The 26663-nt window shown below is 38.6% G+C and carries 22 protein-coding genes and 1 CRISPR repeat array; of the genes, 19 read left to right on the top strand and 3 right to left on the bottom strand.

All coding sequences use genetic code 11. The features are described from left to right. Positions 1-193 precede the first annotated feature (193 nt). The 7 genes from rppA to QI031_RS14690 all read left to right on the top strand — a co-directional run bounded on the left by rppA (position 194) and on the right by QI031_RS14690 (position 9236). Positions 194-886 carry a two-component system response regulator RppA gene (rppA, locus tag QI031_RS14720; protein ID WP_281485859.1) on the top strand — a complete coding sequence of 231 codons (693 nt, stop codon included), beginning with the start codon at positions 194-196 and terminating at the stop codon, positions 884-886. A gap of 161 nt (positions 887-1047) precedes the next feature. Further along, the gene (locus tag QI031_RS14715) at positions 1048-2328 is read left to right on the top strand and encodes a sensor histidine kinase (protein WP_281485858.1); all 1281 of its coding nucleotides are present in this window, start codon (positions 1048-1050) and stop codon (positions 2326-2328) included. 659 nt (positions 2329-2987) lie between these two features. Next, on the top strand, positions 2988-4352 hold the full coding sequence (locus QI031_RS14710; RefSeq protein ID WP_281485857.1) for an APC family permease: 1365 nt from the start codon (positions 2988-2990) through the stop codon (positions 4350-4352). Positions 4353-4522: 170 nt separating this feature from the next. Next, positions 4523-5182 carry an SAM-dependent methyltransferase gene (locus QI031_RS14705; RefSeq protein ID WP_281485856.1) on the top strand — a complete coding sequence of 220 codons (660 nt, stop codon included), beginning with the start codon at positions 4523-4525 and terminating at the stop codon, positions 5180-5182. Positions 5183-5430: 248 nt separating this feature from the next. Beyond that, the gene (locus QI031_RS14700) at positions 5431-6477 is read left to right on the top strand and encodes a D-alanine--D-alanine ligase family protein (RefSeq protein WP_281485855.1); all 1047 of its coding nucleotides are present in this window, start codon (positions 5431-5433) and stop codon (positions 6475-6477) included. Positions 6478-6776: 299 nt separating this feature from the next. Beyond that, on the top strand, positions 6777-8165 hold the full coding sequence (locus tag QI031_RS14695; RefSeq protein WP_281485854.1) for a glycoside hydrolase 100 family protein: 1389 nt from the start codon (positions 6777-6779) through the stop codon (positions 8163-8165). A gap of 156 nt (positions 8166-8321) precedes the next feature. Beyond that, a complete protein-coding gene (locus tag QI031_RS14690) occupies positions 8322-9236 on the top strand; it encodes a polysaccharide deacetylase family protein (protein WP_281485853.1) in 915 nt (304 codons plus the stop codon). A 103-nt stretch (positions 9237-9339) separates the two neighbouring features. Here QI031_RS14690 and QI031_RS14685 read toward each other — a convergent pair whose 3' ends face one another. Further along, positions 9340-10206, bottom strand: coding sequence for a helix-turn-helix transcriptional regulator (locus QI031_RS14685; RefSeq protein ID WP_281485852.1), 867 nt, complete (start codon positions 10204-10206; stop codon positions 9340-9342). Between the two features lie 100 nt (positions 10207-10306). Between QI031_RS14685 and cas3 the strand changes: the two genes are divergently transcribed. The 12 genes from cas3 (at position 10307) to cas2 (ending at position 22902) form a co-directional block, all read left to right on the top strand. After that, positions 10307-12496 carry a type I-D CRISPR-associated helicase Cas3' gene (cas3, locus tag QI031_RS14680; protein WP_281485851.1) on the top strand — a complete coding sequence of 730 codons (2190 nt, stop codon included), beginning with the start codon at positions 10307-10309 and terminating at the stop codon, positions 12494-12496. 298 nt (positions 12497-12794) lie between these two features. Continuing rightward, the gene (locus tag QI031_RS14675) at positions 12795-13019 is read left to right on the top strand and encodes a DUF433 domain-containing protein (RefSeq protein WP_281485850.1); all 225 of its coding nucleotides are present in this window, start codon (positions 12795-12797) and stop codon (positions 13017-13019) included. Then, the gene (locus QI031_RS14670; protein ID WP_281485849.1) at positions 13012-14031 is read left to right on the top strand and encodes a PDDEXK nuclease domain-containing protein; all 1020 of its coding nucleotides are present in this window, start codon (positions 13012-13014) and stop codon (positions 14029-14031) included. Before QI031_RS14675 ends, QI031_RS14670 begins: the two co-directional genes overlap by 8 nt. A gap of 38 nt (positions 14032-14069) precedes the next feature. After that, positions 14070-14507 (top strand): type VII toxin-antitoxin system MntA family adenylyltransferase antitoxin, encoded by a 438-nt coding sequence (gene mntA / locus QI031_RS14665; RefSeq protein WP_281485848.1) that lies wholly within the window; start codon positions 14070-14072, stop codon positions 14505-14507. 5 nt (positions 14508-14512) lie between these two features. Next, positions 14513-14914, top strand: coding sequence for a type VII toxin-antitoxin system HepT family RNase toxin (gene hepT / locus QI031_RS14660; protein WP_281485847.1), 402 nt, complete (start codon positions 14513-14515; stop codon positions 14912-14914). 34 nt (positions 14915-14948) lie between these two features. Continuing rightward, a complete protein-coding gene (cas10d, locus tag QI031_RS14655) occupies positions 14949-18284 on the top strand; it encodes a type I-D CRISPR-associated protein Cas10d/Csc3 (RefSeq protein ID WP_281485846.1) in 3336 nt (1111 codons plus the stop codon). A 36-nt stretch (positions 18285-18320) separates the two neighbouring features. Next, positions 18321-19337 (top strand): type I-D CRISPR-associated protein Cas7/Csc2, encoded by a 1017-nt coding sequence (gene cas7d / locus QI031_RS14650; protein ID WP_281485845.1) that lies wholly within the window; start codon positions 18321-18323, stop codon positions 19335-19337. Further along, positions 19337-20056, top strand: coding sequence for a type I-D CRISPR-associated protein Cas5/Csc1 (gene cas5d, locus QI031_RS14645; protein ID WP_281485844.1), 720 nt, complete (start codon positions 19337-19339; stop codon positions 20054-20056). The genes cas7d and cas5d overlap by 1 nt, the downstream gene beginning before the upstream one ends. A 49-nt stretch (positions 20057-20105) precedes the next feature. Further along, complete coding sequence (gene cas6, locus QI031_RS14640; protein ID WP_281485843.1) at positions 20106-20924, top strand: CRISPR-associated endoribonuclease Cas6; 819 nt, start codon at positions 20106-20108, stop codon at positions 20922-20924. Between the two features lie 29 nt (positions 20925-20953). Next, the gene (gene cas4 / locus QI031_RS14635; RefSeq protein ID WP_281485842.1) at positions 20954-21547 is read left to right on the top strand and encodes a CRISPR-associated protein Cas4; all 594 of its coding nucleotides are present in this window, start codon (positions 20954-20956) and stop codon (positions 21545-21547) included. A gap of 41 nt (positions 21548-21588) precedes the next feature. Further along, positions 21589-22593 carry a type I-D CRISPR-associated endonuclease Cas1d gene (cas1d, locus tag QI031_RS14630; RefSeq protein WP_281485841.1) on the top strand — a complete coding sequence of 335 codons (1005 nt, stop codon included), beginning with the start codon at positions 21589-21591 and terminating at the stop codon, positions 22591-22593. 21 nt (positions 22594-22614) lie between these two features. Continuing rightward, positions 22615-22902, top strand: coding sequence for a CRISPR-associated endonuclease Cas2 (gene cas2 / locus QI031_RS14625; protein WP_281485840.1), 288 nt, complete (start codon positions 22615-22617; stop codon positions 22900-22902). Positions 22903-23113: 211 nt separating this feature from the next. Then, positions 23114-24440: direct repeats of the CRISPR family, unit length 37 nt; unit sequence GTTGAAATTTCATTAACTCCCTATTAGGGATTGAAAC. A 390-nt stretch (positions 24441-24830) separates the two neighbouring features. Here cas2 and QI031_RS14620 read toward each other — a convergent pair. Together QI031_RS14620 and QI031_RS14615 are read right to left on the bottom strand one after the other, a co-directional pair. After that, positions 24831-25412, bottom strand: coding sequence for a CPBP family intramembrane glutamic endopeptidase (locus QI031_RS14620; RefSeq protein ID WP_281485839.1), 582 nt, complete (start codon positions 25410-25412; stop codon positions 24831-24833). Between the two features lie 101 nt (positions 25413-25513). Then, positions 25514-26578 (bottom strand): DUF3326 domain-containing protein, encoded by a 1065-nt coding sequence (locus QI031_RS14615; protein WP_281485838.1) that lies wholly within the window; start codon positions 26576-26578, stop codon positions 25514-25516. Positions 26579-26663: the final 85 nt, after the last annotated feature.

The raw sequence follows: 26663 nt of genomic DNA, 5'->3' as shown, positions 1-26663 counted from the left end.
GAAAATGGGCTAGGAACTAGGGGTTAGGGACTAGAGTGGTGTATTTCATTGATCAGAAAATCGCTAGAAAATTATTTTAGACACTTTCTCATTTAATCATTCTTAATTTGGCTGAAAATCCCACTGGTGGAAGACATTTTACTGAGTCAGATTTTCTACAATCAGGGTGATAATTACCAAAATCAAGCTCACAATGCGAATACTTCTGGTAGAAGACGACGTAGCACAATTAGAACCCTTACAGACAGCATTGTCACAAGCTGGACATATCGTGGACGGTGTTGAAGATGGCGCGATCGCTAAGTGGGTAATTTGCCAAAGAGACTATGATTTATTGATTCTTGATTGGATGCTACCAGAAATTAGCGGTTTAGATTTGTGTCGTCAATATCGCCAAGCGGGAAAAACTGCACCTGTGTTAATGTTGACAGCAAAAGATACTACTCTTGACAAAGTTACAGGTTTAGATGCAGGAGCAGATGATTACCTTGTCAAGCCTACAGATGTGTTTGAATTATTAGCAAGGGTACGGGCATTAGGCAGGCGATCGCCCCTTTGGCAAGGTGAAACACTTCAGATTGCTGATTTACAATTACACCTTTCCACTTTAATAGTAGAACGAGGACAGGCAACAGTTGAATTATCTGCTCGTGAGTTTCAATTACTAGAGTACCTAATGCGCCATCCCCACCAAGTTTTAAGCCGTGACCAAATAGAACAAGCATTGTGGGAATGGGGAAGTGAACCAGAAAGTAACGCCACCACGACTTTAGTACGCCGACTGCGGCAACGTTTACAAGTAGTAGGTGCAGCAGATTGGATTGAAACTGTTTATGGTATCGGCTATAGAATTAACCCTGAAGCAAGTAAAAAACTCCATCCATAAGGAGATAGAGTATTAAACCAGATCAAAAACAACTGACCACACTTCGACTACGCGGTAGTTGAATCTCGACTTCGCGGCAGTTGAGCGTAGTCGAAACTCGATTACCGCGTAGTCGAAACTCAGTACATCGCTGACAACTGACCACTGACCACTGACATCAGATGTTCAACCGTAGCCGCCGCAACTTGGCTCATTGGTTTACCCTTTCAATGGGTAGTATTTTAGTGATTTTCGCTGGAACACTCTACTATCAAGAAACGCTTCAGCAATTAGGAGTCATAGATTCACTACTTTATAAAAAAGCTAGGATAATTGCTGGCAACATCCAGTACAAACTGTATCAGGGTAAAAAACGCGCGATTCTCAAAAATGTACCCCTACTGGGCAACAATCCGCCATCACCAGATAGTGAAATTATTTATGCCCGTTGGTATGATGCTGAAGGTAAGCTGAAGCGATTCTTTGGTGTGCCTCCCCAAGAACAGTTAAGCAAGACGGCTGAATTTCAAACCATTAAAACTACATATAACTCAGGTTCATCAACATCAAAAGTTATTTGGCTGCGTCAACTCACTCTACCCGTGCAACATCAGGGTAAATTAATTGGTTATCTGCAAATGGCAATGCCTATGACTCGCGCCCAAGAGTCTCTCAATAGGTTTTTGCTGTTGTTGATATTGACAGTTTTAATGGCTTTGGCAGCTACGAGTCTCATGGGATGGTTCCTCGGAGGTTTAGCAATGCTACCAATTCGCGACAGCTATGAACAATTGCAACGCTTTACTGCTAACGCTTCCCATGAATTACGCGCCCCTCTAGCGGCAATACTCAGTAATGCTCAAGTGGGATTACTTGCTCCTGGCGATCAAGATGCTGCGAAGCATCTGCGTTTGGAAAAGATTGTTGCAGTTGCCAAATCGATGAATACTCTGATTGGAAATCTGCTATTTTTAGCGCGTCGGGTGGGATGTTTAGCTCCTGAATCTCTCAAACAAATTGACCTTAGTGATTTATTGAAGGAACTTATCGAGTCTCAAACTACTCAAACTGTAGCTCAACATTTAAATTTCAATTGTGATTTACTTCCACAGGAAATTGTGGTAAAGGCAGATCCCGAATTGCTTTATCAGGCAGTCATGAATCTTGTCAGCAATGCCTGTAAATATACTCCTGCTGATGGATTAGTTGAATTGCGTTTATTTATTGATTGCCATCGGGCAGTTATTCAAGTTGAAGATAGTGGTATTGGCATTCCCGCAGCAGATTTACCCCATATTTTTGAGCGATTTTATCAAGTAGACAAGCAGCGTCAAAGTTCTGTGGGTGGCTTTGGTTTAGGATTAGCGATCGCTCAACAAATTGTTTTAGCTCATGGCGGTAATCTCAGTGTTAAAAGCAAATTAGGTCAAGGATCTATGTTTCAAATCGAGTTGCCATTGTAGTCAAGTAATGATTATTTTTACAGTTTTTATCAAAATCGATACTATTGAAAATTTCGATAACTAGAGATTTATATACTTAAAAAAATCACACAAAAGATAGAAGACAAAATTGACTATATACTACTTTAGTATTAGAATTTTTATTTTAAATTTGATTTTCGACTGTCATTTTTATGTCACATTTATAGGCGATAAAGGTATTGAGAATATTTACTGGTCTCAAGTTGATATTTGATTAAACGCCCTCGAAAAGCTTGTACTATATTTCAGCTTTTAACCGATGAAACCCACGAATTTATCATGGCGTAAATATTTGGTTTTGTAGATGAAATCGAAGTTTGAGTACTGCTAGATGTTGGTTACAACTTCTAGGTTAAATGCCACTACGCAAAAGTCAAGGCTTCAGCTTCGCGGCAGTTGAGTTTCGACTTCGCTCAACTGCCGCGCAGTCGAAACTCAGCCTTGACCTTGAGCATCTCGGCTACGCTCAACGAAGCCGCAGTCGAAGGGTCAAAAGTCAAAAGACTTATACCATCAGCTTTTTGCCATTTTTAATGGTAGCTTGATTTGCGTTGTGGAATTATGAATCAGCGATTTTAGTATTTTTGACGATCGCAACGATGGCAAAAAGAATTAATCGTGCCAAATGAGGTAAGAATGTGAGTAAAGGTGAAAACTACAGTTTACTTGAAGAATTAGCAGAAACTGAAGTAGCTGCGCCTAAAGCATCGCTGACCTTACCAGATGCCGTCGCTTTGATTGTCGGTATTGTCATTGGGGCAGGGATTTTTCAAACTCCTGCCCTGGTTGCAGCTCAAGCAGGTAGCAATATTGCTGTACTGCTTTTCTGGATAATGGGTGGTGCTGTGTCTCTGGTGGGAGCAGTGTGCTATGCAGAGTTAGCGACAACCTATCCTGATGTTGGCGGTGTTTACTATTACTTAAAGCGTGCTTTTGGGCGAGGAATCGCCTTTTTATTTGCCTGGGCGCGGATGACAGTAATTCAAACTGGTTCTATAACTCTGTTGGCATTTGTATTTGGTGATTATGCTTCTCAGATATGGCGATTAGGTACATTTTCACCTTCTGTTTATGCAGCGATCGCGATCGCGCTATTAACTACTCTCAATATCATTGGTCTGCAACAGGGTAAATGGACACAAAACTTACTAACACTAGCGAAAGTCTTGGGTTTATTGCTAGTGGTGATATTGGGACTGACGGCAGTTTCTAATTCTACTGCTCCTGCCCCTGTAGAATCTGCATCATCAGGAACTTGGGGATTAGCAATGGTATTTGTACTGCTGTCTTACGGCGGCTGGAATGAAGCAGCATACATCTCAGCAGAAATCCAAAACAGACAACGTAATATGCTGCGATCGCTACTTTGGAGCATTGGCATTATTACTGGCATTTATTTGTTAATCAATCTGGCTTACCTACGCGGATTGGGATTAACCAATATGGCCAACTCCGAAGCCGTAGCCGCAGACTTAATGCGATCGCTTTGGGGTGAACCAGGAGCTTGGTTTATTAGCTTGCTGATTGCCATTTCTACTTTGGGAGCAATGAATGCCACAATTTTTACCGGAGCGCGTACCATTTATGCCTTAGGGCAAGATTTTTCTTTATTTAGTTTTATGGGACGCTGGCAGCAACGCCCTAGTACTCCTACCCATGCTCTGATGCTGCAAGGAGCGATCGCCCTAGCGCTTGTTTTCTTAGGTACGATTACCCGCAAAGGCTTTGAAACGATGGTAGACTACACCGCCCCCGTTTTTTGGTTTTTCTTTTTACTTTCGGGCATATCGCTACTAGTACTGCGAAAACGTGACCCCCACATCCTCCGCCCATTTCGTGTACCTTTTTATCCCATCACTCCGTTATTATTCTGTGCAGTTTGCGGCTACTTGCTTTACTCCAGCTTGGTTTATACAGGCGTGGGGGCTGTTGTAGGCGTTCTAGTTGTGGCAGCAGGTATACCCTTGCTGTTCTGGAATCGTTACCGCTCAAGGAAGAGGTGAGGAGTAGGGGAGACAGGGGAAGCAGGGGAGGCAGGGGAGGCAGGGGAGGCAGGGGAGGCAGAGGAGGCAGGGGGAGCAAGAATAATAACAACTGACAACACTTCGACTACGCTCAGTGCATCGCTGACAACTGACCACTGACCACTAACAACTAACAAAGGACAAAAATCATGAGTTTCAAAAAAGTTCTGTTTGTATTAGTTACTGGAGTTAGTATTACCAGCTTAGGGATTGCTGGCTGCACAACGCAACAACGCGACTTGGAAGCAGAGGTACAACCACCTACCTTAACTGGTCAGACTGAAACTGCTCAGACCCAAACATCAACTCCTACAACTCAACCCCAAGAACGCCCCGGTGATGTTCCTTATGTACCTACGCCACAGCCTGTAGTGGATGCGATGTTAGAGGTGGCAAAAGTGGGCAAAAATGATGTACTTTACGACCTTGGTAGTGGTGATGGTCGTATTGTCAATACAGCTGCACAAAAGTATGGTACGCGGGGTGTTGGTATAGATATAGATCCAGAACGTGTTCAAGAAGCTAATGCTAATGCTCAAAAGGCAGGCGTAACTGATCGTGTGCAGTTTGTCCAGCAAGATTTGTTTAATACCGACTTTAGCGAAGCTACAGTAGTTACACTCTACTTGCTGCCTGAGATCAACCTCAAACTCCGCCCCAAATTATTGCGCGAACTCAAGCCCGGTACTCGAATTGTCTCTCACTCTTTCGATATGGGTGATTGGAAACCAGAAAAGACTCTAACAGTAGATGGCAGACAAGTTTATTATTGGGTAGTTCCTGAAAAAGTTCCAGCTAATTTGCAATAAAGACTGGCAGCTAATATTTCATTGCATTAATTTTGATTGGTTCGTAGTAAGCACTCAGTGCTTAAAACTCAAAACTAAAGTCTTGACTACGAACTTAATTATCCCCTTAGGAAAAGACCGTACTGTTTCCCGTGCTCGAAAACTCCATCCCGCAAGTGGGGTGGAGTTTTTCATAGATGGTGCTGTACTACAAGTTCATTAACCATTAAACTCCAGTTATATAAAGTAACTAAAAAAGATCAATCGTCATGTCAGTACTTCGTATCCTTCATTTAGTTGGGTCTGCCGACAATGATTTTTACTGTAATTTGTCACGCCTTTATGCCCAAGACTGTCTGGCAGCAATGGCAGATCAATCACATTATGACTCTCAAATTGCATACATTACACCTGATGGTCAGTGGCGATTTCCTCGCTCTCTCAATCAAGAAGATATCGATGCCACAAAACCAATTCCTCTATTTGATGCTATACAGTTTATAACAGCACAAAACATTGACATAATGCTACCACAAATGTTTTGTATTTCTGGAATGACTCACTACCGCGCCTTATTCGACCTGCTGAATATCCCTTACATAGGCAATACTCCAGATATTATGGCAATAACAGCCCAAAAAGCTAAAGCCAAAGCAGTTGTCGAAGCAGCAGGGGTGAAAGTGCCGCGTGGAGAACTGCTTTACCAAGGAGACATTCCGACAATTATACCTCCAGCGATCGTCAAACCTGCAAATTCCGATAACTCTTTAGGTGTGGTCTTAGTTAAAGAGGCTGCTGAATATGACGCTGCCTTGAAGCAAGCATTTGAATATGCAGATGAAGTGATTGTAGAAGCATTCATTGAACTCGGTCGAGAAGTTAGATGCGGCATTATTGTCAAAGACGGGGAGTTAATGGGTTTACCGCTTGAAGAGTATCTACTAGAACCCCAGGAAAAACCTATCCGCAGCCATGTTGATAAACTCCAACAAACAAACGATGGTAACTTGTCGTTTGCCGCTAAAGATAATGTCAAGTCTTGGATTGTCAACCCTAATGATCCGATGACCCAAAAAGTTCAGCAAGTGGCTAAGAAGTGTCATCAAGTTTTAGGCTGTCGTCACTACAGTTTATTTGACTTCCGCATTGATCCAGAGGGACAACCTTGGTTTTTAGAAGCAGGATTGTATTGTTCTTTTGCCCCCAAAAGTGTGATTTCTAGTATGGCGAAAGCAGTGGGAATTTCTTTAAATGAGTTGTTAGTGACAGCGATCAATGAAACATTGGGGAGTGAGAAAAAGATATTGCAGAGTTGATAGTCAATTTGGGTGATCCTCAAGTCACGCTTTACGCTTTACGCTTTGCGATCGCGTAGCGTCTTCCTTTGGAAAAAGACCGCACTTTTTTCCTGCCCCTCTGCGGTCTTAATGATAAGTCTTTTACAATGCAAAATTCAAAATTCGCAAAGAAAGAGTAGAAATAATTTTGAATTAATTATCTTTTGAGTCAAAGCCCACGCCACAATATGCAGATTTGGCGGTCTTCAATTAGTGGCGAGTTCAAGCTCCCACTAGTTGTCTTTAATTTTTAATTGGAGCGAAGCGACTTGACTAGTGTGAAAAATAATAAAAATGCTCTAGAAGCAGAAGCCTGGAAACTTCTAGAAAAATCCATAATTTACTACTGCGGAAAACCTATTGGTACTGTAGCTGCCCAAGATCCACAGTTAGATACACTCAACTATAATCAGTGTTTTATCCGTGATTTTGTTCCTTCTGCTTTAGTATTTCTCATAGATGGCAGAACAGAGATTGTTCGTAACTTTTTAGTAGAAATCCTCAAATTACAAAGCCATGAAGAGCAGATAGACTGCTTTAAACCTGGATTAGGTTTAATGCCTGCTAGTTTCAAGGTGCAATCCAATGGAAGTGAGGAATTTTTAGCCGCTGATTTTGGTGAAGAAGCGATCGCCCGCGTTCCTCCTATTGATTCTTGTATGTGGTGGATTATCTTGTTGCGTGCCTATCAAAAGGTCACAGGTGATGTGGAACTGGCACGTCAGCCCGAATTTCAAGCAGGAATTAAGCGGATTCTAGACCTTTGTTTGGTACATCGGTTTGCTATGTACCCTACTATGTTAGTTACCGATGGCGCGTTTATGATTGACCGTCGTATGGGAGTCTACGAACATCCGTTAGAAATTCAGGTGTTGTTTTATGCCACTTTAAGAACAGCTCGTGAATTGCTTTTGCCTAATGAAGATAGCTATCTCAGCACTATCAACGGACGATTAGGAGCTTTGGAGTATCATGTCCGCAACTATTATTGGTTAGATTTGCAACGATTAAACGAAATTTATCGCTATAAAGATGATGAGTTTGGCAAAGAAGTTGCTAACAAGTTTAATATCTATCCACAATCAATTCCCCAGTGGTTAATTCAGTGGTTGCCCGAAACTGGAGGTTATTTGGCAGGAAATCTGGGGCCAGGACGAATAGATTTTCGCTTTTTTGCTTTAGGAAATCTCATGGCAATTTTAGTTTCTTTAGCTGATGAAGCTGAATCACAAAGCATCATGAATTTATTTGAGCATCGTTGGCAAGACTTAATTGGTTGTATGCCTGTTAAAATTTGCTATCCTGCTGTCTCAGGTTTAGAGTGGCAAATAATTACCGGATGTGATTCTAAAAACACGCCTTGGTCTTATCACAATGGCGGTAACTGGCCTGTTTTGTTGTGGTTATTCACTGCTGCGGCACAGAAAATAGGTCGTTTAGAACTTGCCAAAGAAGCGATCGCCGTTGCTGAAAAACGTTTACTTACAGATCAATTTCCTGAATACTACGATGGTGATCATGGTCGTCTAATTGGCAGAGAAGCCCGGATTTATCAAACTTGGAGTATTACCGGATTACTAGCAGCAAAACAGTTTTTAGCTAATCCCGATTATTTACAATTAATTAGTTTTAACGCAATTAATGACGATTTAGGTTGTAAACTGTAAAAAACGCTATATCTGTGTGAAATTAGGGCAATATTGGCAGAACAACTGCAATCAACTATACTATATTAATGCTACTAAAAATTACGTATTTTTACTGAATACTAAGCATTATTTTTAGCGTAGCATTGCCAAACTTTTTAAGGTTGCACTACTTTCATGACGGACAACAATGACGATAACGTCGTTAGTTATCAAAAAAATAAAAACTTTCCTTTTAGTTTAGCTTTAGTATCTCTCATTGGTTTTTCTCTTCTTAATTTAGAATATACCGAGCCGATAGTTCCTGTTTTAGGTTTTCATGGAGTTGTTAATCCTAAAAAATCTGATTCTCAATTGCAGTTAGGAGTAATGCATTACCCCCAAAAAGATTTAGAAAAACTTTTAGTTAATTTAATTAATGATAATTATTGGTTTTTGACATCTGAAGATTTATATGTTTTTTTCTTAACTAAATCTCAAAAAATCCCCAATGAACATCGTAATCAAAAACCCATCATGATTTCCTTTGATGATGGTTATAGAACAGTACATACAAACTTACTACCCCTTTTGTCTAAACTCGAAAATAAATATGGCAAGAAAATCAAAGTTGTTTTATTTATCAATCCAGGAACTTTAGCTAGAAAAGGAAATCAAGATTTTACCCACTTAGGCTGTCAGGAATTGAGAGAAGGATTGAAAAAAGGATTTTATGATATTCAATCTCATGGATTAAATCATCAAGATCTGACAACACTCAACCGTCGAGAATTAATTAACGAATTGGTACAATCTAGAACTGAATTAAGGAAATGCACACAAGACTTAGATCCAGAGCAAAAAGTAGCATCTCATTTTGCTTACCCTTATGGAGCTTATAATAAACAGGTAGAATCTTATGTATCTAAATATTATTTATCAAGTTATTTGTATAATGATGAAATAGTCACATATACCTGTTTTAAAAACTATTATGAAATTCCTCGATTAATGGTTAACAGACAAAAATCAGCTAAACAATTACTAGAGATAGCTAGAGGGATTTTTTCCAAACAGCATAAAGAAAAGAATAAACAAATATGCCAACAGTAAAATATAGAAAGGCATTTAATGCATTGAATAGAGGAGAGTTGAAATTTCATTTACTCCCTATTATGGATTGAAACATTTTCCTTTATTTGCTGAAATACAATTTTTATGAAGAAACATCTAAATGATAATTTTGATAAAGAGCTTTAATTTTATTTTGGATAAGTGCCTGTACATTGGCTGGCGAGACAATTACACAATCTGGTGCATATTGCATCACTTCTCGAATAAACCAAAAGGTACTAGAAACACGTCTGACAACTCGCTTCATCTTTTGTGTATCTGGTAGCCATTCATTGATTTTATCTTCTGGCTTGGCTTGGTAAGCAAAGCCTAAATTACCCAATAGATGCATTTCTACGTCTATCTGTGCTAACCCTGTGCGCCACTTACCAGCAACAGGTATAACAGCAGCATCTTGTATCCTATCTAAACGTAAACTCCAATTGTGCTGTAATTCTTCCACATCAAAGTTACCCTCAGTTTCCTCACACCAACAATCTAAATATTGACGCTTTTCGTGGGATATAACTTTGGCATAACGAACAGTAAAATTCCAGACGTGATGTCTTGCATCTTGATAGCTGAGTTGAAACGGTTGATGGCGTAAAATGTAACGATCTATTTCTAAACGCCACTGCGGCGGTAAGTTTCCTAGAAAACTTTCGATGTCGGTTCGCAGAGGTATCGGTAGTTCGCTACGTTCTAGTAATAATTGTGCTATTGTTTGTGCTTGTTCACTTTGCCCATTGTCAGTTAATAAACGCATTGCACGGTCAAGCGCACGAACACGTTCTTCTGACCAGTCGTTATTTTTACCAATAATTAACTGATGACGGGCGATCGCTTCTATTAATTTGGAGATATTCGGGCGATCGCCCCACATCATACCAAACTCCAGCGCCAAGCTTTCTAATTCAGCTTTATCCTGTTCTGATATCGACAGTGTAATAGATTGACCTTTTCGACTCATCAAAAATGTCCGTATACTTTATAAGTGTAATCTCTTGTCAACTTCTATTCTGCGTGCCAATATAGTTTTTAACAACCAGTTACGGACACTATTTAAGTGTATGTCCGAAAGTTACAAAATTACTCTTAAACCCGTTTATTCACAAACCGTCCCCACACCTGACGGAGTGCAGTTACCAAAAGATTGGTCATTATCTTGGCATCAAGCAGCAACATTAGAAGCATTGCGTGACCCTAATATTGATGTAGTTTTTAACACCGCCATGACAGGCGATGGTAAAAGCTTGGCTGCATATTTAGAAGTGCTTCAGGGTGAATTTTCTGCTATTGGGCTTTACCCAACCAACGAACTGGCGCGTGACCAAGAAACACAAGTTCAAGGTTATATTGCAGAATTTCAACCTAGAGATAAACCCCGTGTAGTGCGATTAAGTGGTGCTGATTTAGAAATTTATGCCGAAAATGAAGGATTGAAAAAAAGTGCTGCGATCGCAACTCTCACTAACCAAAGAGAAGCATTATTAACCAACCCAGATATATTTCACTACCTACATCGAGGTGCTTATATAATTCGTGGCGATAGTCCAGATAAACTATGGGGCAGAATTGATAAAGATTTTGACTTATTTATCTTTGATGAATTTCACGTTTTCGCTGCTCCACAAATTGTTAGTGTTATTAACACAATGTTGTTAATTCGCTGTACAAACCGCCGCAAAAAATTTCTGTTTCTCTCAGCTACACCAGATACAAATTTAATTAGGCGATTAGAAAAAGCAGGATTTCGTTGTCAAGAAATTGATCCTCTCAAACAAAATAAATATCAATTTCCCGATACACCAGAACAAGGGCAGCAACTACAAGCACAGGGCTGGCGGCATGTAGCACGGACAATTAAGTTGAATTTTATTCCTTTGGAACCATCGTTCAAGGCTTCGGAAACCTGGCTAAAAGAAAATAGTGATTTGATTTTAGCTCAGTTTCAGCAGTATCCAGGAAGTAAAGGTGCAATCATCCTTAACTCAATTGCAGCAGTTAAACGCCTAACTAAATTTTTCCGGGAAATCCTACACCTTTACAGATTGAAAGTTGGAGAGAATACAGGGCTATCGGGAAAAGAAGAAAAAGAACGAAGTCTTGCTGCTGACTTAGTTATTGGTACTAGCACAATTGATATTGGGGTTGATTTCAAAATTAATTTTCTAATTTTTGAATCATCCGATGCAGGTAACTTTATCCAACGTTTAGGACGCTTAGGAAGGCATGACGAGTATGAGAAAGATGGTCAAAAAATCAAGTTTGATAATTTTACAGCTTTTTCTCTAGTTCCTAACTTTTTGGTTGAGCGATTGTTTAAAGGGGATATTCCACCGTTAGAAGTAAATAGTATTTGCGATCGCCCCTCTTTTCACAATACAATTACCGAGAATTATCGACAAATCAACGATTTCCGTGGTTATTATCGTCGTTGGGGGGCTGTGCAGTCATTTCGGCTATTGTATCAGTTGAGCGATCGCACAATTCAACAACAGTATGCCCAAAGCCGAGAAAAGTTTCAACAAGCTTGTGAGGATGTCTTTGAAACTAGTTTGAAATCTTTAAGTGGACGCATCTCAGGATGGGCAAAAGACTGGCAAGCAATTTCAGGTAAATCTGGGAATCCCATTGCTGAAGATGCTTATAGTTTTCGTGGTTCTAGCCCTCTGCAATGTGGTTTGTATGATTTAACGGAAAAAAATGAGGTAGACAGGTTTAAAACCTACGATTTACCGGGTATTTTAGGCAACTTAGAAATTGAAATATGGACAGAAGCGGCATTTATACGGACACTCAAAGAAACCGCAGAACGCACCGGACAACCCATAGCTAAAGGTAGATTTGCTCACTGTCTAGCGTTTATGAAGTTGCGTGACTACCGCGAGGAACGGCTGAACTGGAAGTTTACCTACTCTGGCGACTTGCAACCAATAGCCGATGCTTGGAAAGTTCAGGTTTTAACTGGTGTGGAAATTTGGCAACCAGAAAACCCGTGGATTGCAGGAATTAACAAAAGTTTGAAAAAAAAGGGTTTGGTATGTTACGTGATTCGCCGTCCAGTTGCCGAGGTGCGGATGAGGCTAAGGCTACCGATGCATTTTCAGATTTACCCAATTAGCGATCAGTATAGCTTTCATGATGCTAGTACAAGCTGTGCGATCGCTTTTGGTCACTCTGCGCTGCTGCTGGATACGCTTGCTTACACGTTTAAAAGCAAAGGAGATGAGATATGGATTGCTTGTTTCAATCCCTAAGTAGTAAATAAAGATTTGTTGAAAAAATTTGACAATCAGGATGAGCAAATCGATGAGTGTAAAGATTTAATCCTGAATCGTATTAGGTATCAGGATAGTGAAATTGAAAAGCTACAGGGTCTAGTGAATAGATACTGCCTACCAGATTAGGATGCTCTTTGCAGTGTACATCCGACTTGTAATCGGAAGGTCAATGATTGATATTTTTGTCTACAAGACTCAGTTGCTGCTTCGAGCGTAAACACAATAAAACAATCTACTGTCATCACGTAGGTAAACTATAAACGAACAACAACTATTGCAAAGAATCACAGTCAACCCCAAAATCTTTGGCGGTAAACCAATTATTCGAGGTCGCCGCCTAGCGGTTGAACATATTTTAGGGATGCTTGCAGCAGGAGATACTATCGAAACCTTGCTAGAAGGTTATCTCTGGTTAGAAAGGGAAGATGTGCAAGCCTGTTTAATCTATGCGCGTCGGCTAGTTAGTCATGAACGAGTTGAACCTTTTCGTTATGAGTAACCCCATTTCAAACGATTACAGACATTTGCTCATGGAAATAAAACAGCGTATTCGTTCAGCCCAGTACGAAGCACTAAAAGCAGTTAATCGGGAGATGATTAACCTCTACTGGGATATCGGACAAATGATTTATACCCGACAGCAGGAAGCAGGCTGGGGTAAATCGGTAGTGGAACAGTTAGCAAAAGACTTACAAGCAGAGTTTCCAGGAATTAGCGGATTTTCTGCTGCTAATCTTTGGCGGATGAGGCTTTTTTATGAATCATACGTCAACAATGAAAAACTCGCACCATTGGTGCGAGAAATTGGATGGAGTCACAATCTGGTCATTGTAGAAAAGTGCAAAGATGACTTAAAACGAGAGTTTTATATCAGAATGACTCGTAAATTTGGTTGGACAAAAAATGTTTTAATTCATCAAATTGAAAATCAAACATACGAAAAAACTCTGTTGAATCAAACTAACTTTAACCAAACTGTTTCAGCAGAGATTCATAACCAATTAAAATTGGCTGTCAAAGATGAATATACTTTTGATTTCTTAGAACTAGCAGATGAACACAGCGAACGACAGCTAGAACAGGCGATTTTGGCAAGAGTTGAACCATTCTTGCAAGAGATGGGTGGGCGGTTTACTTTTGTTGGTAGTCAGTATCGCTTAGAAGTTGGCGATGAAGAATTTTTTATTGACCTGTTGCTGTATCATCGCCAATTAAAATGTCTAGTTGCGATTGAGTTAGAGACTGGAGAGTTCCTACCTGAATATGTGGGGAAAATGCAATTTTATCTAGTAGCTTTAGATGATTTATCTCGATTCCCAGACGAAAATTTTTCAATTGGAATTATTCTTTGCAAATCCAAAGATAAAACTATTGTTGAGTATGCACTTAGAGAATCGAATAAACTAATTAGTATAGCAACTTATAAACTATTTTCTACACTACCTCAAGAACTAAAAAATCAGCTTCCGGCTCCAGAGCAAGTTGCTAAACTACTAGAAGGAGTGGAATAAAAATTGCAAACTAGATAACGGTTAATAGGAATACTGATATGACAACACCAACAATTACAAAACTCAGAGAATTTGCTCAACAACTTCCTGAAAAAATACCTTATTTAAAAATGTTAGTTTTATTTGGTTCTAGAGCTACTGGTGATATTCACGCTAAAAGTGACTGGGATTTTGCAGTTTTGTGTGATCAAGAACAACGTGAGGCTTATGTAAAAGATAACGCTTTTTTGTTGTTTGAGTTACCTATGGTGCTTGGGAAAGTATTCAAAATAAATTCTGATCAAATCGACATTGTAGAGCTTAATCAATGTTCTGAACTAATATCACATTTTGTGGCTCGTGATGGCAAGGTTTTGTATGAGGATAATCCAGAAGAATTTGAAAAATTTAAACAAAAAATGCTATTGAGCAATTCAGAGCTTAAAAAAATCGAACATCTTAAACGGCGAAATATTGAAAAGTTTCTCCAAAGATAGGGTGTATGACGAAAATAGATACTGTAATTGTCACAACTAGGTTAGATTTTATCGCTCGTTATCTTGACAATCTCAAAAGATTTGAGCAAGTTAATTTAGATGATTATCTGGTTGACTTTGATACTCAACTAATTACTGAGAGGCTTTTACAATTAATGGCTCAAGCAGCGATAGATATCAATGATCACATATTATCAAAGCTAAATCCAGGGAAGTCAGAAACTAACTTTGATTCTTTTATCAGCCTTGGTAAATACGGTGTAATTACTCCTGCATTAGCCAGACAAATAGCACCATCATCAGGATTAAGAAATCGGCTTGTTCATGAATATGACGAAATAGATCCGCAGCAAGTTTTTAACTCTATCAGTTTTGCATTACGACTATATCCGCTTTATGTGCGCTAAGTTAACTCTTATTTAATTTCCTTAAGTCAAGAAGATGGCTAAAAAAATTAAAACTTCAGAGAAGCATCAACAATTATCACTGTTAGAAACAGAAAATGCTGCAAATTCCGAAGTAGCAGATGATGATTGGTTATCAGGTGATTTTGGCTTTGATAGTGATGGTAGTCGCACTATCGAAACTGAAGGTGAATTACTCACACTCAAGCTACTACGCGAAGCAATACAGGCTCAAAAGCCTGATGATAAAGTGATGACAGATTTTGCCGAGTATGTTTTACCCAATCTGTTACGCATAGCAATTGGTATAACTGCAAAAGGTGGTAAATTTTTTGATGAAATTGACCAAAAACGAGAAGCGGAGGGTAAAACTAAAGTTAGACGAGATAATGCGGCAGATCAATCACTGAATACACATTTACTCAATGGATTATTCCCTGCAAACTTAATTGAGAGACGTTTACAGCAACTCGATACAACTGTGCGGCGAGTAGTTAAAGAACGCGAACGACGTTTAGTAATTTCTGGGTTTATTTTACATGACTTTGAAAAGTTTCCTGATGTGCCGAATGATTGCCGCAAGTTACCGTTAGCAGAACATCGTCAAATTATTGCGGAAAAAGTTCGTCAGTTAGGATTAGATAAGTTTATTAATCCTGATGATTTAGAAGATTATAAACAGTATATAGATGATTTGTTGTGCATGGCTTATAATGCACAAAGTCGCTGGGATACTAACTGGAATTTTTCGGAATTTGGTTTAAATCCAGTATTGCGCGATCGCACCTTGCGTAGCCTATCTGGTTTAACTTTGTTGGCTGATTCTCTTGCCTCAATTGTTAAACATCCCCAAGACGCAGAACACTCCAAACTAAAAGAAGTTCTCCACTTTTTAAGTGATGGACAATTAAAACTTACTTATCATAGCATTGCTGAAAATAGAGGTGTTTTAACTAATGTAATTAATAATGCTTTGATGGAAGCGCACACTAGCTTTAATACTGAGGATGAAACCTACTATGAAATACTGCTTTATTTACCTACAGGAGTAATTTACTTAGCTAAAAAAGATGCTCCAATAATTAGTCGAGAAGGATTAAGCGATCGCGTTATCAATACCATCAAAAAACTCTGTGCTAGCCAACTAAAACTCCGAAAAGTTGGCTTCAGTCGGGGAAATATTGGGATGAAATATGCTGATTATTACAATCTATTCCTCGATATCAAAGGTTTAATGCAGTTTACCGTCGATGCAGTACCAAGCAAAGTCAAAACTAGCAAAGCAGCAGATAAAGGTAATAATTTAGCTCAATTTCAGCGTAAAGGTGTTTTAGATAAGAATATCGAGATTGATTTTGCAGAAGATATTCGCATCGATCATTTGGCTGAGTTAGGAGCTTTAATCACCGGGAAGTTTTGGAAAGAGTATCTTGACAGAGTTAAAGCTGTAATTAAAAAAAATAAAGAACTGCCCCAAATTCCAAATATCAATCTGACAGAGATAGCTGTTAAGTTTTTGGGTTTATCTGAATATAAATCTAAAATTACCGCACTTCAGCAACTAAAAGATACGGGAGGCATTGCTTATGACTGGTATTATATTGCAGCACAATACCTGAAACATAATCCAGGACAAGAAGAAGTACGGGAAATTTCTCAAAATCTTGTTAATCATTGGATAGAAATTATTGAACCAATCATTAATCAATACACTCTGCCTGATGAATGGAAAGATTTAAGAGATTGGTGCGATCGCGTCATCATGCTTCCGACTGAAACACAACAAAAATTAGCTACCGATCAAGCCGAAATCTTTTTTAAAGAGTTAGCAAACTACAATGCTGCGAAGAAAGCCAGTCGCGGACGACAACTCATTTGCTCAATTTCCCACTCTGCATACACCGTGACAGAACAAATGGAGTCAGCTGTTCTATTTACTCCCCAGGTTTACACTAACAAACAGCATTTAGGAGGCTCAAATGCTAAACGCAATATCTCAAGCATTGCAGCGATTGAGATGATGTTGCGACAGATTTTGATGAATCAAACCCAAGCAGTAGGGAAAAAATTTGAAGATGGTAAATATCGCTATCTATATTTTTATCCGACTTATTATTTCACACCAGAAACTAACAAGTTTTTGCAAAAAGCTTACAGTGGTATCGCTCAAACTCGCTTTGATACCAGCGTTCGTAATCATTTTATCAGTAAGGATTTACAAGCTAATTTGGAGCGAAACAATTACCAAAGTGTAGATAGTTTCTTAATTGATGAAAATCTCCAGCGCGACAAAGACCGCACTTTTAAGCTTTCTTATCCTGAAGACCAGCCTTTAACATTTTATTTCATGGCGCTGCCACCAGGGCGGGACAGTACAGATACCGAATCTTGGGTAATGCCTAGTTGGTTAGCGTTTGCCTTCCCGATGATTTTAGATGTTAAAACTGTGGTTTCAGAGTCACCGATTCCACCCTTTAATGATGGGGCAGAATTTGAGGAAAGCGTTTTCCTTGATAGTGCGCCTCATGCTTTCCGGGCTTTAGTGAGACGCGATCGCTTCCGTCTTGACTACATTCTCGAAGGCTGGAATGAAAACAGCATCCAATATGCAGCCCCTTTAAATGTCCTTACTGCTGCTTATGCTATTCACCTTGATGTGAATGCTAGACAAGGTAAGACTGGTTACGATGCCAATTGGGGAAGATTTACAGAACTGGCAAAAGATTTTGAAACCAGTCCTTTGTACGTTTTTTCTTACCTCAATCGCTGGGTGCGTAACCAGGGAACGGAAACAGCGCGAATTGAAAAAATCCGGCTTTATGCCTATTATTTTTATCCTTGTTTTGACCCCTATGTGAAATATGACAACAAGATGGAGCAATTAATTGTGGGAGAAGCATCAAGTTTGAATCACCCTAAGAAACTAACAGATTTATATCGCAGATTTTACCGAGCTAATAAGCGTTATAATCCTAAAACTAATGCTGTGTTAAAACCGATTGATATTGCGGCTGAAACTATACTCAAAGCTGAATCATGTATGTTTCAGGGAGATACTTTAGTTGCGGCTGTTGCAGCAGAAGTTTTTAAACTTATGGATCGCGTTCATGCTTCTACTGCTGAAGGACGCTGGATCATGAGCAAACGTGAGGAAGAACGCCAAGCTGTTCTAGATTTTGCCAAGTATTTTGTAGAGGATGTTTTTGAGGGATGTTTTAAAGGCGATCGCGCTCGTTTAGCTGGTCGTCAACTCAACTTAATTCGAGATACCTGCGAGTTTCTTTACCGTTTAGAAGACGACAAAGAAAATGCAGCTAGAGATGAACAATCTACCGAATCTGTTGATGATAAAAATCAATCAGTATTTTCTTGATTAAATAATTAGTAAATAATTCTTTGGAGATAAATCATGGCAATTTTAAAAACTGTAGAATCAAAATTCTTTCAAGCTGAAATTCCTTATAAACCAATGGGTAAATATGCTCACTTTTTGACTATTCGCATCACTGAATCTTATCCACTATTCCAGACAGATGGAGAACTAAATAAAGCACGAGTAAGAGCCGGAGTTAAAGACAAAACTACAATTAGTCGTTTGTCAATGTTCAAGCGTAAGCAGTCTACTCCAGAGCGTTTAGTTGGCCGGGAATTGTTGCGTAACTATGGATTAATGACTGCTCAAGAATGCGAATATAATGTGAATTTCGCAATGGATAATCCTGATTGCATTATTTATGGTTTTGCTATTGGTGATTCTGGTTCTGAAAAATCTAAAGTTGTAGTAGATACTGCATTTTCAATTACAGCATTTGATGAATCACATGAAACCTTCACTCTTAATGCTCCTTTTGAAAATGGCACAATGGCCTCTAAAGGTGAAAATGGTTCTAAAGCTGGTGAAGTCACTAGTCGCATTAATCAACAAGACCACATTAAACCGCAAGTTTTTTTCCCTAGTATTGTTACACTTAAAGACCCCACTGAAGCTAGTTTCCTTTATGTTTTTAATAATATCTTGCGAACTCGTCACTATGGAGCGCAAACCACCCGCACAGGTCGTGTTAGAAATGAGTTAATTGGTGTTGTATTTGCAGATGGAGAAATTACTAGTAATCTGCATTGGACTCAAGCAATATACGACCAGATGAAGGCTAGCAATACTTTAAATCAACCAGATCCTCTGGATGAAGATGATGTAATTACTGCTGCTAAAAGTGCTATTGAGACATTAATGGTTGATGAGTTTATTGTTCATACAGATTTAATTGGTGATGCTTTTACATCCCTAATTAATGAAGTTAAAACTCTCACAGGTAGTGAGAAAGGAATCAAAGAAATTTTGCAAAAAGCTGATGCAGAAGCTAAAACGTATGCCAACAAACATATTAGTAAGAAGAAAACTGCTGCTAAAGCGGGGAAAGAGTAATGGTATTTATTTATCGTTGTCAGTTAGAGTTACACGACAGTCTCTATTTTGCAACTCGTGAAATCGGCAGATTGTATGAAACAGAGCCAATAATTCACAATTACGCTCTCTGTTACGCGCTGGGATTAGTTGATAGCGAAATCTATTCTACTACTGTTGCTGAAGAATATTCCTATCGCTACTTTTGCCCCGAACAAGTGCCAAAATATGAGGAGCATTTAACACCGCTAAATCAACAAGGGATTTATGTGACTCCAGCAGTTGCAATTAGCCATTACGCTATTCTCAACACTTGGAAGTATGCTAACAACAACTACCATGTGGAAATGGAGAAAACGCAAAAAAATATTCCGAGTTTTGGTAGGGCAAAAGAAATTGCACCGGAAAGTAAATTTGAGTTTTTTACAATTTCTCAAAAGCCATTGCAGCTACTAAAATGGATTCGTCTAGGTAAATGGATGAGTAAAGCTGAACTCACAATTCAGGAAGTGACCAAAATTGAATTAAAAACAGGTAACTTCACTTTTTCTTACCCATTGAATCCTTTAGATGTGATGTTTACTCATCAAGTTGTTACCTATGATGTGATAAATATGCCTCCGGTGAGTCTGATTCAAAACGTTAGCATTTGTCAAGGACATTATTACGAATTTAATAATCCTAACAAAACTGAAAAATTGCGCTTACCTGCAAAAATGCAGTATCGATTCAAAGCTTAATATCAGGTGGTGGGCAATACCCACCCTACATTTACCATTTCAATTATTCATGCCTCACAGTCTTATCCTTAACCTTATTCCCCAATCTCCCATCTATCCTGAATTTTTAACTGGCAGACATCTTCACGCCCTCTTTCTTACCCTCATCAATTCCGTTGATTCCAATTTGGCAGACTATCTGCACTCCTCTAATGCAGATAAAGCCTTTACTCTCTCACCATTGCAAATACAACGACAACACAAGCAACATCACCAGACTTTGCAATTTAGTCATCAAAAACCTATTACAGCTGGTACTCCCTGCTGGTGGCGTATTTCCCTACTTGATGACACTTTATTTAGCAAATTAACTGGGCTGTGGTTGAATCTTAACCCTAAACACCCTTGGCATTTGGGTTCTGCAAACTTACACATTACTAGTATTCAAGGTACACCCCAATCGACGCAACCTTGGGCTAATGCTTGCACTTATAAACAATTGTATGAGCAAGCAAGCGATCGCGATCGCACCCTCAATTTCATCTTTGCTACGCCTATATCTTTCCGTCAAGGTGGATATGATAATGTTCTTCCTATCAAAGAATCTGTGTTTAATAGCCTTTTGAGTCGTTGGAATAAATATAGTGGAATTGAAATGTCTGCCATTTCCATTGAATCAATTTATCCCAGCGCTTTCAATATAAATACTGAAATTATCAGCAACTATGAAAGTAAATTTATAGGTTGCGTTGGAGGAATTAGCTATCGAATTTTAGGCAATGTTGAATCAATACATATCAAACAAATTAATGCTTTAGCTGACTTTGCATTATATGCAGGATTGGGGCGTAAAACAACAATGGGAATGGGAATGGTACGCCGTCTGTAAATTTATTATTGACATTTAAATTGAAACCTATGAATGAAAGTGATTACATTCCTATTGCAGCCTTAAATCAATATGCCTACTGTCCACATCGTTGCTGGCGAATGTTTTGTGCAGGAGAATTTATTGATAACCAGTACACTATTGAAGGTACAAGTTTACATGATCGTGTTCATACGCTTGGTGAAGGAAACCGTGACGAAACTTGGCAAATAAGGGCGATTTGGTTAAAGTCTGAGAAATACAAGCTCATAGGCAAATCAGATTTAATTGAATCAGAAAATGGTGAATTTTATCCAATAGAGTACAAGCGAGGACGTAAGGGCGAGTGGGATAATGATGAATTACAAGTCTGCGCTCAAGCATTATGTTTAGAAGAAATGACAGGTAGACCTATTAGTACTGGCTATATCTACTATGCATACTCTCACCAACGTCAACTAGTAGAGATTTCAGAACAATTGCGTCAAACCGCGATCAATACAATTGAAGCGGTACAAATTTTATTATTTACAGGTGCAATGCCTAAAGCTATCAAAACTAAACGGTGTGATGGGTGTAGTTTATATTCTCATTGTCTACCGCAAGCTGTAGAAAAAGTAGGACGTTATCAAGAAGCTAAGTAGTTAAAAATCATTACATAAGTTAATTAATTGTGGATGTAACTATGGGTACAGTATACGTTACTCAAGATGATGCTTTCGTTGGCAAAATTGACGAGCGACTTCATGTCAAATTCGATAAAAAGACAATTTTAGATGTTCCATTAATTAAAATAGATGGTGTTGTAATTTTAGGACGTGCAACCATTTCACCTGCTGCTATTTCTGAATTACTAGAACGGCATATACCTTTAACTTTTCTGACAAATAATGGTTGTTACTTAGGGACTTTGCAACCAGAAGTGACTAAGAATATCTTTGTGCGTAAGGCTCAATGGCAAGCAATAGGTGAATCAGCCCAAGCCATTCATCTAGTACAAGGTTTTGTCCGTGGAAAGCTGAAAAACTACCGTAATTTTCTCATCCGTCGCCAACGTGAAAATTCAAACTTAGATTTATCTGTGAATGTAACACGTTTAGAACAAGCGATCGCACCAATCGAGACTACTAAAAATATTAATTCATTGCGAGGATTGGAAGGTGCTGGAAGCGCTGCTTATTTTGCTTGTTTTAACCAATTAATTCGGACTACAGAATTTAGTTTTAATAACCGTGTTCGCCGTCCTCCAACAGATCCAGTTAATTCTTTACTTAGCTTTGGCTATTCATTATTACGGCATGATATTCAAGGTGCAGTCAACATTGCAGGATTTGATCCATATTTAGGATACTTACATTGTGAACGTTATGGTAGACCGTCATTGGCATTAGATTTAATGGAAGAATTTCGTCCTTTAATAGTAGATGCAGTAGTATTGTCTACATTAAATAAGCAACTGTTGACACCAATAGATTTTCTGACAGAACCTTTGAGTGGAGCAGTTTCTTTAACCCCAGAAGGGCGAAAAAGATTTTTGCAGCAATACGCACAAAAGAAACAATCTGAATTTAAACATCCTGTATTAGGACGTAAATGTAGTTACCAAGAAGCATTTGAACTACAGGCTCGATTATTAGCGAAATACTTAATGGGTGAAACAGAAAAATATCCCCCATTGGTTTTGAAGTAGAAACTAGAGAAGAAAATAGCAATGAATGTGATTGTGTCCTACGATATTTCAGAAGATAAACGCCGTACCAAAATCCATAAAATTCTCAAGTCTTATGGACAGTGGGTACAGTATAGTGTGTTTGAATGTTATCTAACTGATACTCAGTATGCTAAATTGCGATCGCGCTTGAATAAGTTAATCAAGCCTGAAAGCGATAGTATCCTCTTTTACTTCTTATGTGCCTGTTGTGTAGGTAAAGTTGAACGTATTGGCGGAGAAAAAATTCGTGATGACACTATTTTTTTTGCTGAATGCGCGGATGGTTAGCTGTTTAAAAAGAGATTGGTGAAAAAGTGCTTCAAATCTTCCTGGTGCAAGAGTTTTAGAAAAAATAGTTGTTCAAGTACCCGCGCACCTTACACAGACTCTATTTTAGCCATTTTGCTCCAATTTAATGCCGATTTCCCATGCTATGATTTGCTCATTCGCGCCACAGAACCTTGAAAACCTAATACACGCTAGCTTTTAGGTAGCCGCCGTTGAAATTTCATTAACTCCCTATTAGGGATTGAAACATATTTATATCCATCCTTCTCTAAAGCCCCGGCAGGTTGAAATTTCATTAACTCCCTATTAGGGATTGAAACAGTTTCTAAGAGTATAATATTGCATGAAAGAAGAGTTGAAATTTCATTAACTCCCTATTAGGGATTGAAACAAAAGAAGTTCTTGATCTTCAATTAACAAATGACGAAGTTGAAATTTCATTAACTCCCTATTAGGGATTGAAACCCTAGCAGTCAGTTTCTAAGAGTATAATATTGCAGTTGAAATTTCATTAACTCCCTATTAGGGATTGAAACAATCGCACTAGTTTGGGAACCTGCATTAAATTCGTGTTGAAATTTCATTAACTCCCTATTAGGGATTGAAACAAGCTGTTTGTGCCAATGGCGGTAGCTGTGGAAGGTTGAAATTTCATTAACTCCCTATTAGGGATTGAAACCAAAAACGGAACATATACTAGAAACACTTGTTTAGTTGAAATTTCATTAACTCCCTATTAGGGATTGAAACATTTAATACAAGTATTCCCTCACAATCACCTTTGTTGAAATTTCATTAACTCCCTATTAGGGATTGAAACATTTTTTGGCATAGAAGAAAGTAAAAATTGTGTGTTGAAATTTCATTAACTCCCTATTAGGGATTGAAACTGATAGTTTTAAATCTTGTATGCCTAACTTTTTATGTTGAAATTTCATTAACTCCCTATTAGGGATTGAAACTTTATCATTATTAAATTCCAGTTTAATAATTCCGGTTGAAATTTCATTAACTCCCTATTAGGGATTGAAACCAAGTTGCTCAATATCAAACCTCATTTCTCGATTGATGTTGAAATTTCATTAACTCCCTATTAGGGATTGAAACGATAAGGTTTACGCTGTTTATGATGAGTTCTATCAGTTGAAATTTCATTAACTCCCTATTAGGGATTGAAACAACAATGAAACTATTCTTAAAATTAAGCTACCTTGTTGAAATTTCATTAACTCCCTATTAGGGATTGAAACCTTGGATAATTCCCTTGTGGCAATGTCTACTTTATGTTGAAATTTCATTAACTCCCTATTAGGGATTGAAACACAAAATCCTTATCAGGCTTAAAATTTGCGCTTTCTGTTGAAATTTCATTAACTCCCTATTAGGGATTGAAACGAGATGTAACCAATCAGCGATGCGGGACATCTTGGTTGAAATTTCATTAACTCCCTATTAGGGATTGAAACTTTACGCAGCGAAATACCAGCATTGATTTTAGGGTATTGAAATTTCATTAACTCCCTATTAGGGATTGAAACGAATTATTAATTCTGAGTTACTAACAGAAATTGTTGAAATTCAATTAACTTCCTATAGCAGTCCTAAATTATTCGTGAACAACAAGATCCCCGACTTCTCAAAGAAGTCGGGGATCTGAGCCTATCAAAATCAAATAGGATTGCTATATTAGGGATTGAAACTTTGACGTTTCCCTTTCTATCCAGAGAAACATATTTTTAAGTACCCGTACCCAATCAATGAGTTTCTTTAGTATTCATAGATAATCAATTAATTTTAGATAAATTAATTATGGCTTGGGGAGTTTTTTTATTAATTTTTATTATCATTATCTCAGCTTTGACAATTATCTATGTTACTTTGAAATCTTCTTTAGTTTTTATTAGAAAATAAGGTGCATTTCCCCTATCCTACACACGTCCCATTTTCCACAAATAACTAGAAATTAAATTTGTCGTAATATGAGCGATAATTGGCACTAATAAATTACCACTAAGCAAGGCACTGTATCCTAAAATTAACCCAATAATAGATGCCCAAATCACATAAGGCCATTGTTGAGAACCGCTGAAATGTAAAACGCCAAAGCAAACACTAGAAACAATTACAGCTAGATGATCTAAGCCTAAGGCTGGAAGCATCACACCTCGAAATAATAATTCTTCGCTTAACCCCGGTAGCAACCCTAACCAAATTAAATCAGGCAAAGCTAAGGGTCTTAGTACTAATTCTAAGTAATAATCTGCACTTTTACGATAGGGAGAGCAAAGGCGGTAAGCTAAACCACTCAAAGCAGTGATGAATAAACCTAATCCCAGTCCTAAAAGTAAATCTTTTTCATCCCAATGCAACTTAAATAGATAAACATTACCAAAGTTTAACCACACCTTGGCGACTATCCATAGAAGGACTGAAGTCACTCCCATAGCTACCAAGACTTGGATACGTGACAAGTATGGAGTTTCTGGTTCGTGTTTTTGTTGTTTAACCACGGGTATTTAGGGAGTAAGAATACAAGGAAAACTACTGACCAGTCTTAATTAAAATTTAAAGATTAAAAATCGTAATGTCTTTAATTTTTAATTTTACATTTTTAATTTTTAATTGATCTGACTATTGGCTGCAAAGAGGATATTTGAGGACAAAGCGCAGATGGATTGATTCCCGCTTTATGTGCTACCAATATACCCACTGCTTCTAAATATGAGTTTACCTGAATGGATTTGATCCCCAAGGGTTGAGGAGGAACTTGAATTAAAGTTTTATTTTCTTCTACTGTAATAATTTGGCATTGGCTTTGGCTTAAAGCAAGTAAGGCACTGCTACCACAAGCATAAGCAGGTGCGATCGCAGCATCTATTTGATCTGCCCAGATATCTTGGTGTTTTTTCTCTACAATAAATTGTGGGGCGCGACTCAAGCCAACAAGGACACTCGGTAAAAAAGTATAGCCTAATTCTTCGGCGGCAGCACGGGGAGATAAATTGGGATCTGGTGGTACATCCGCTAAAGCAGGAGAATGGGCGCAAGGAATTTGAAAAGTCCGCACGATTAAATGGCTGACGACTGCTTCTGCACCCGCTAAGGGGTCTACACCTTTGCCGTGGCGATAGTTTTGTACTGCTTGTTCATCCATATTATCTGGGAAACGGGCAACAACTGCGATCGCTTCTGCTCCTGCTTTTTTAATTAATACTTCAGCTGCCCTTAATAAACTATCAGGGTTGCCAATGGTTCCCCAACTTACTCCCGATGGCGCAGTTCGTAATTCTACATTTAATGGCGCATCAGTAATTATATAATCTGTAAGGGTTAAGCCAAGAGTTGCTCTGGCTGCATCTGCTGCTTGTAAATGTCGTAGCCGCAAATCTGGCTCAATGCCTTGATCTAAAAGCAAACCGATTTTATTAGTACGTACTGGGCGTAAACCCCAACATCCCGCTGCAAATTTGTCAAGCCCATAACCTTCAACATAGAAAGCATTGTCAATGTTCCAGTATAAACTCGCACCATTGAGAACGTTGGGGTGAGTAATCAGGCGATCGCAAACTTGGGCTAAAACTTTGGCAACAGGTAAAGCATCTCCTGCATAACCCCCAATCGCCGCCCCAATGCCAGTAGGTATAATTAAAATAGCAGTGTAGGGACGTTGATTCATAAACTGCGCTCCAATTATCAATAACGTCCACAAGCTCGAAGTATAGCACTACAAGACCTACACGAGCAGGTCTAATTACATGCAT

The organism is Halotia branconii CENA392 (genome assembly GCF_029953635.1).
Lineage (GTDB): Bacteria > Cyanobacteriota > Cyanobacteriia > Cyanobacteriales > Nostocaceae > Halotia > Halotia branconii.
This window is presented reverse-complemented; position numbering and strand designations above follow the sequence as displayed.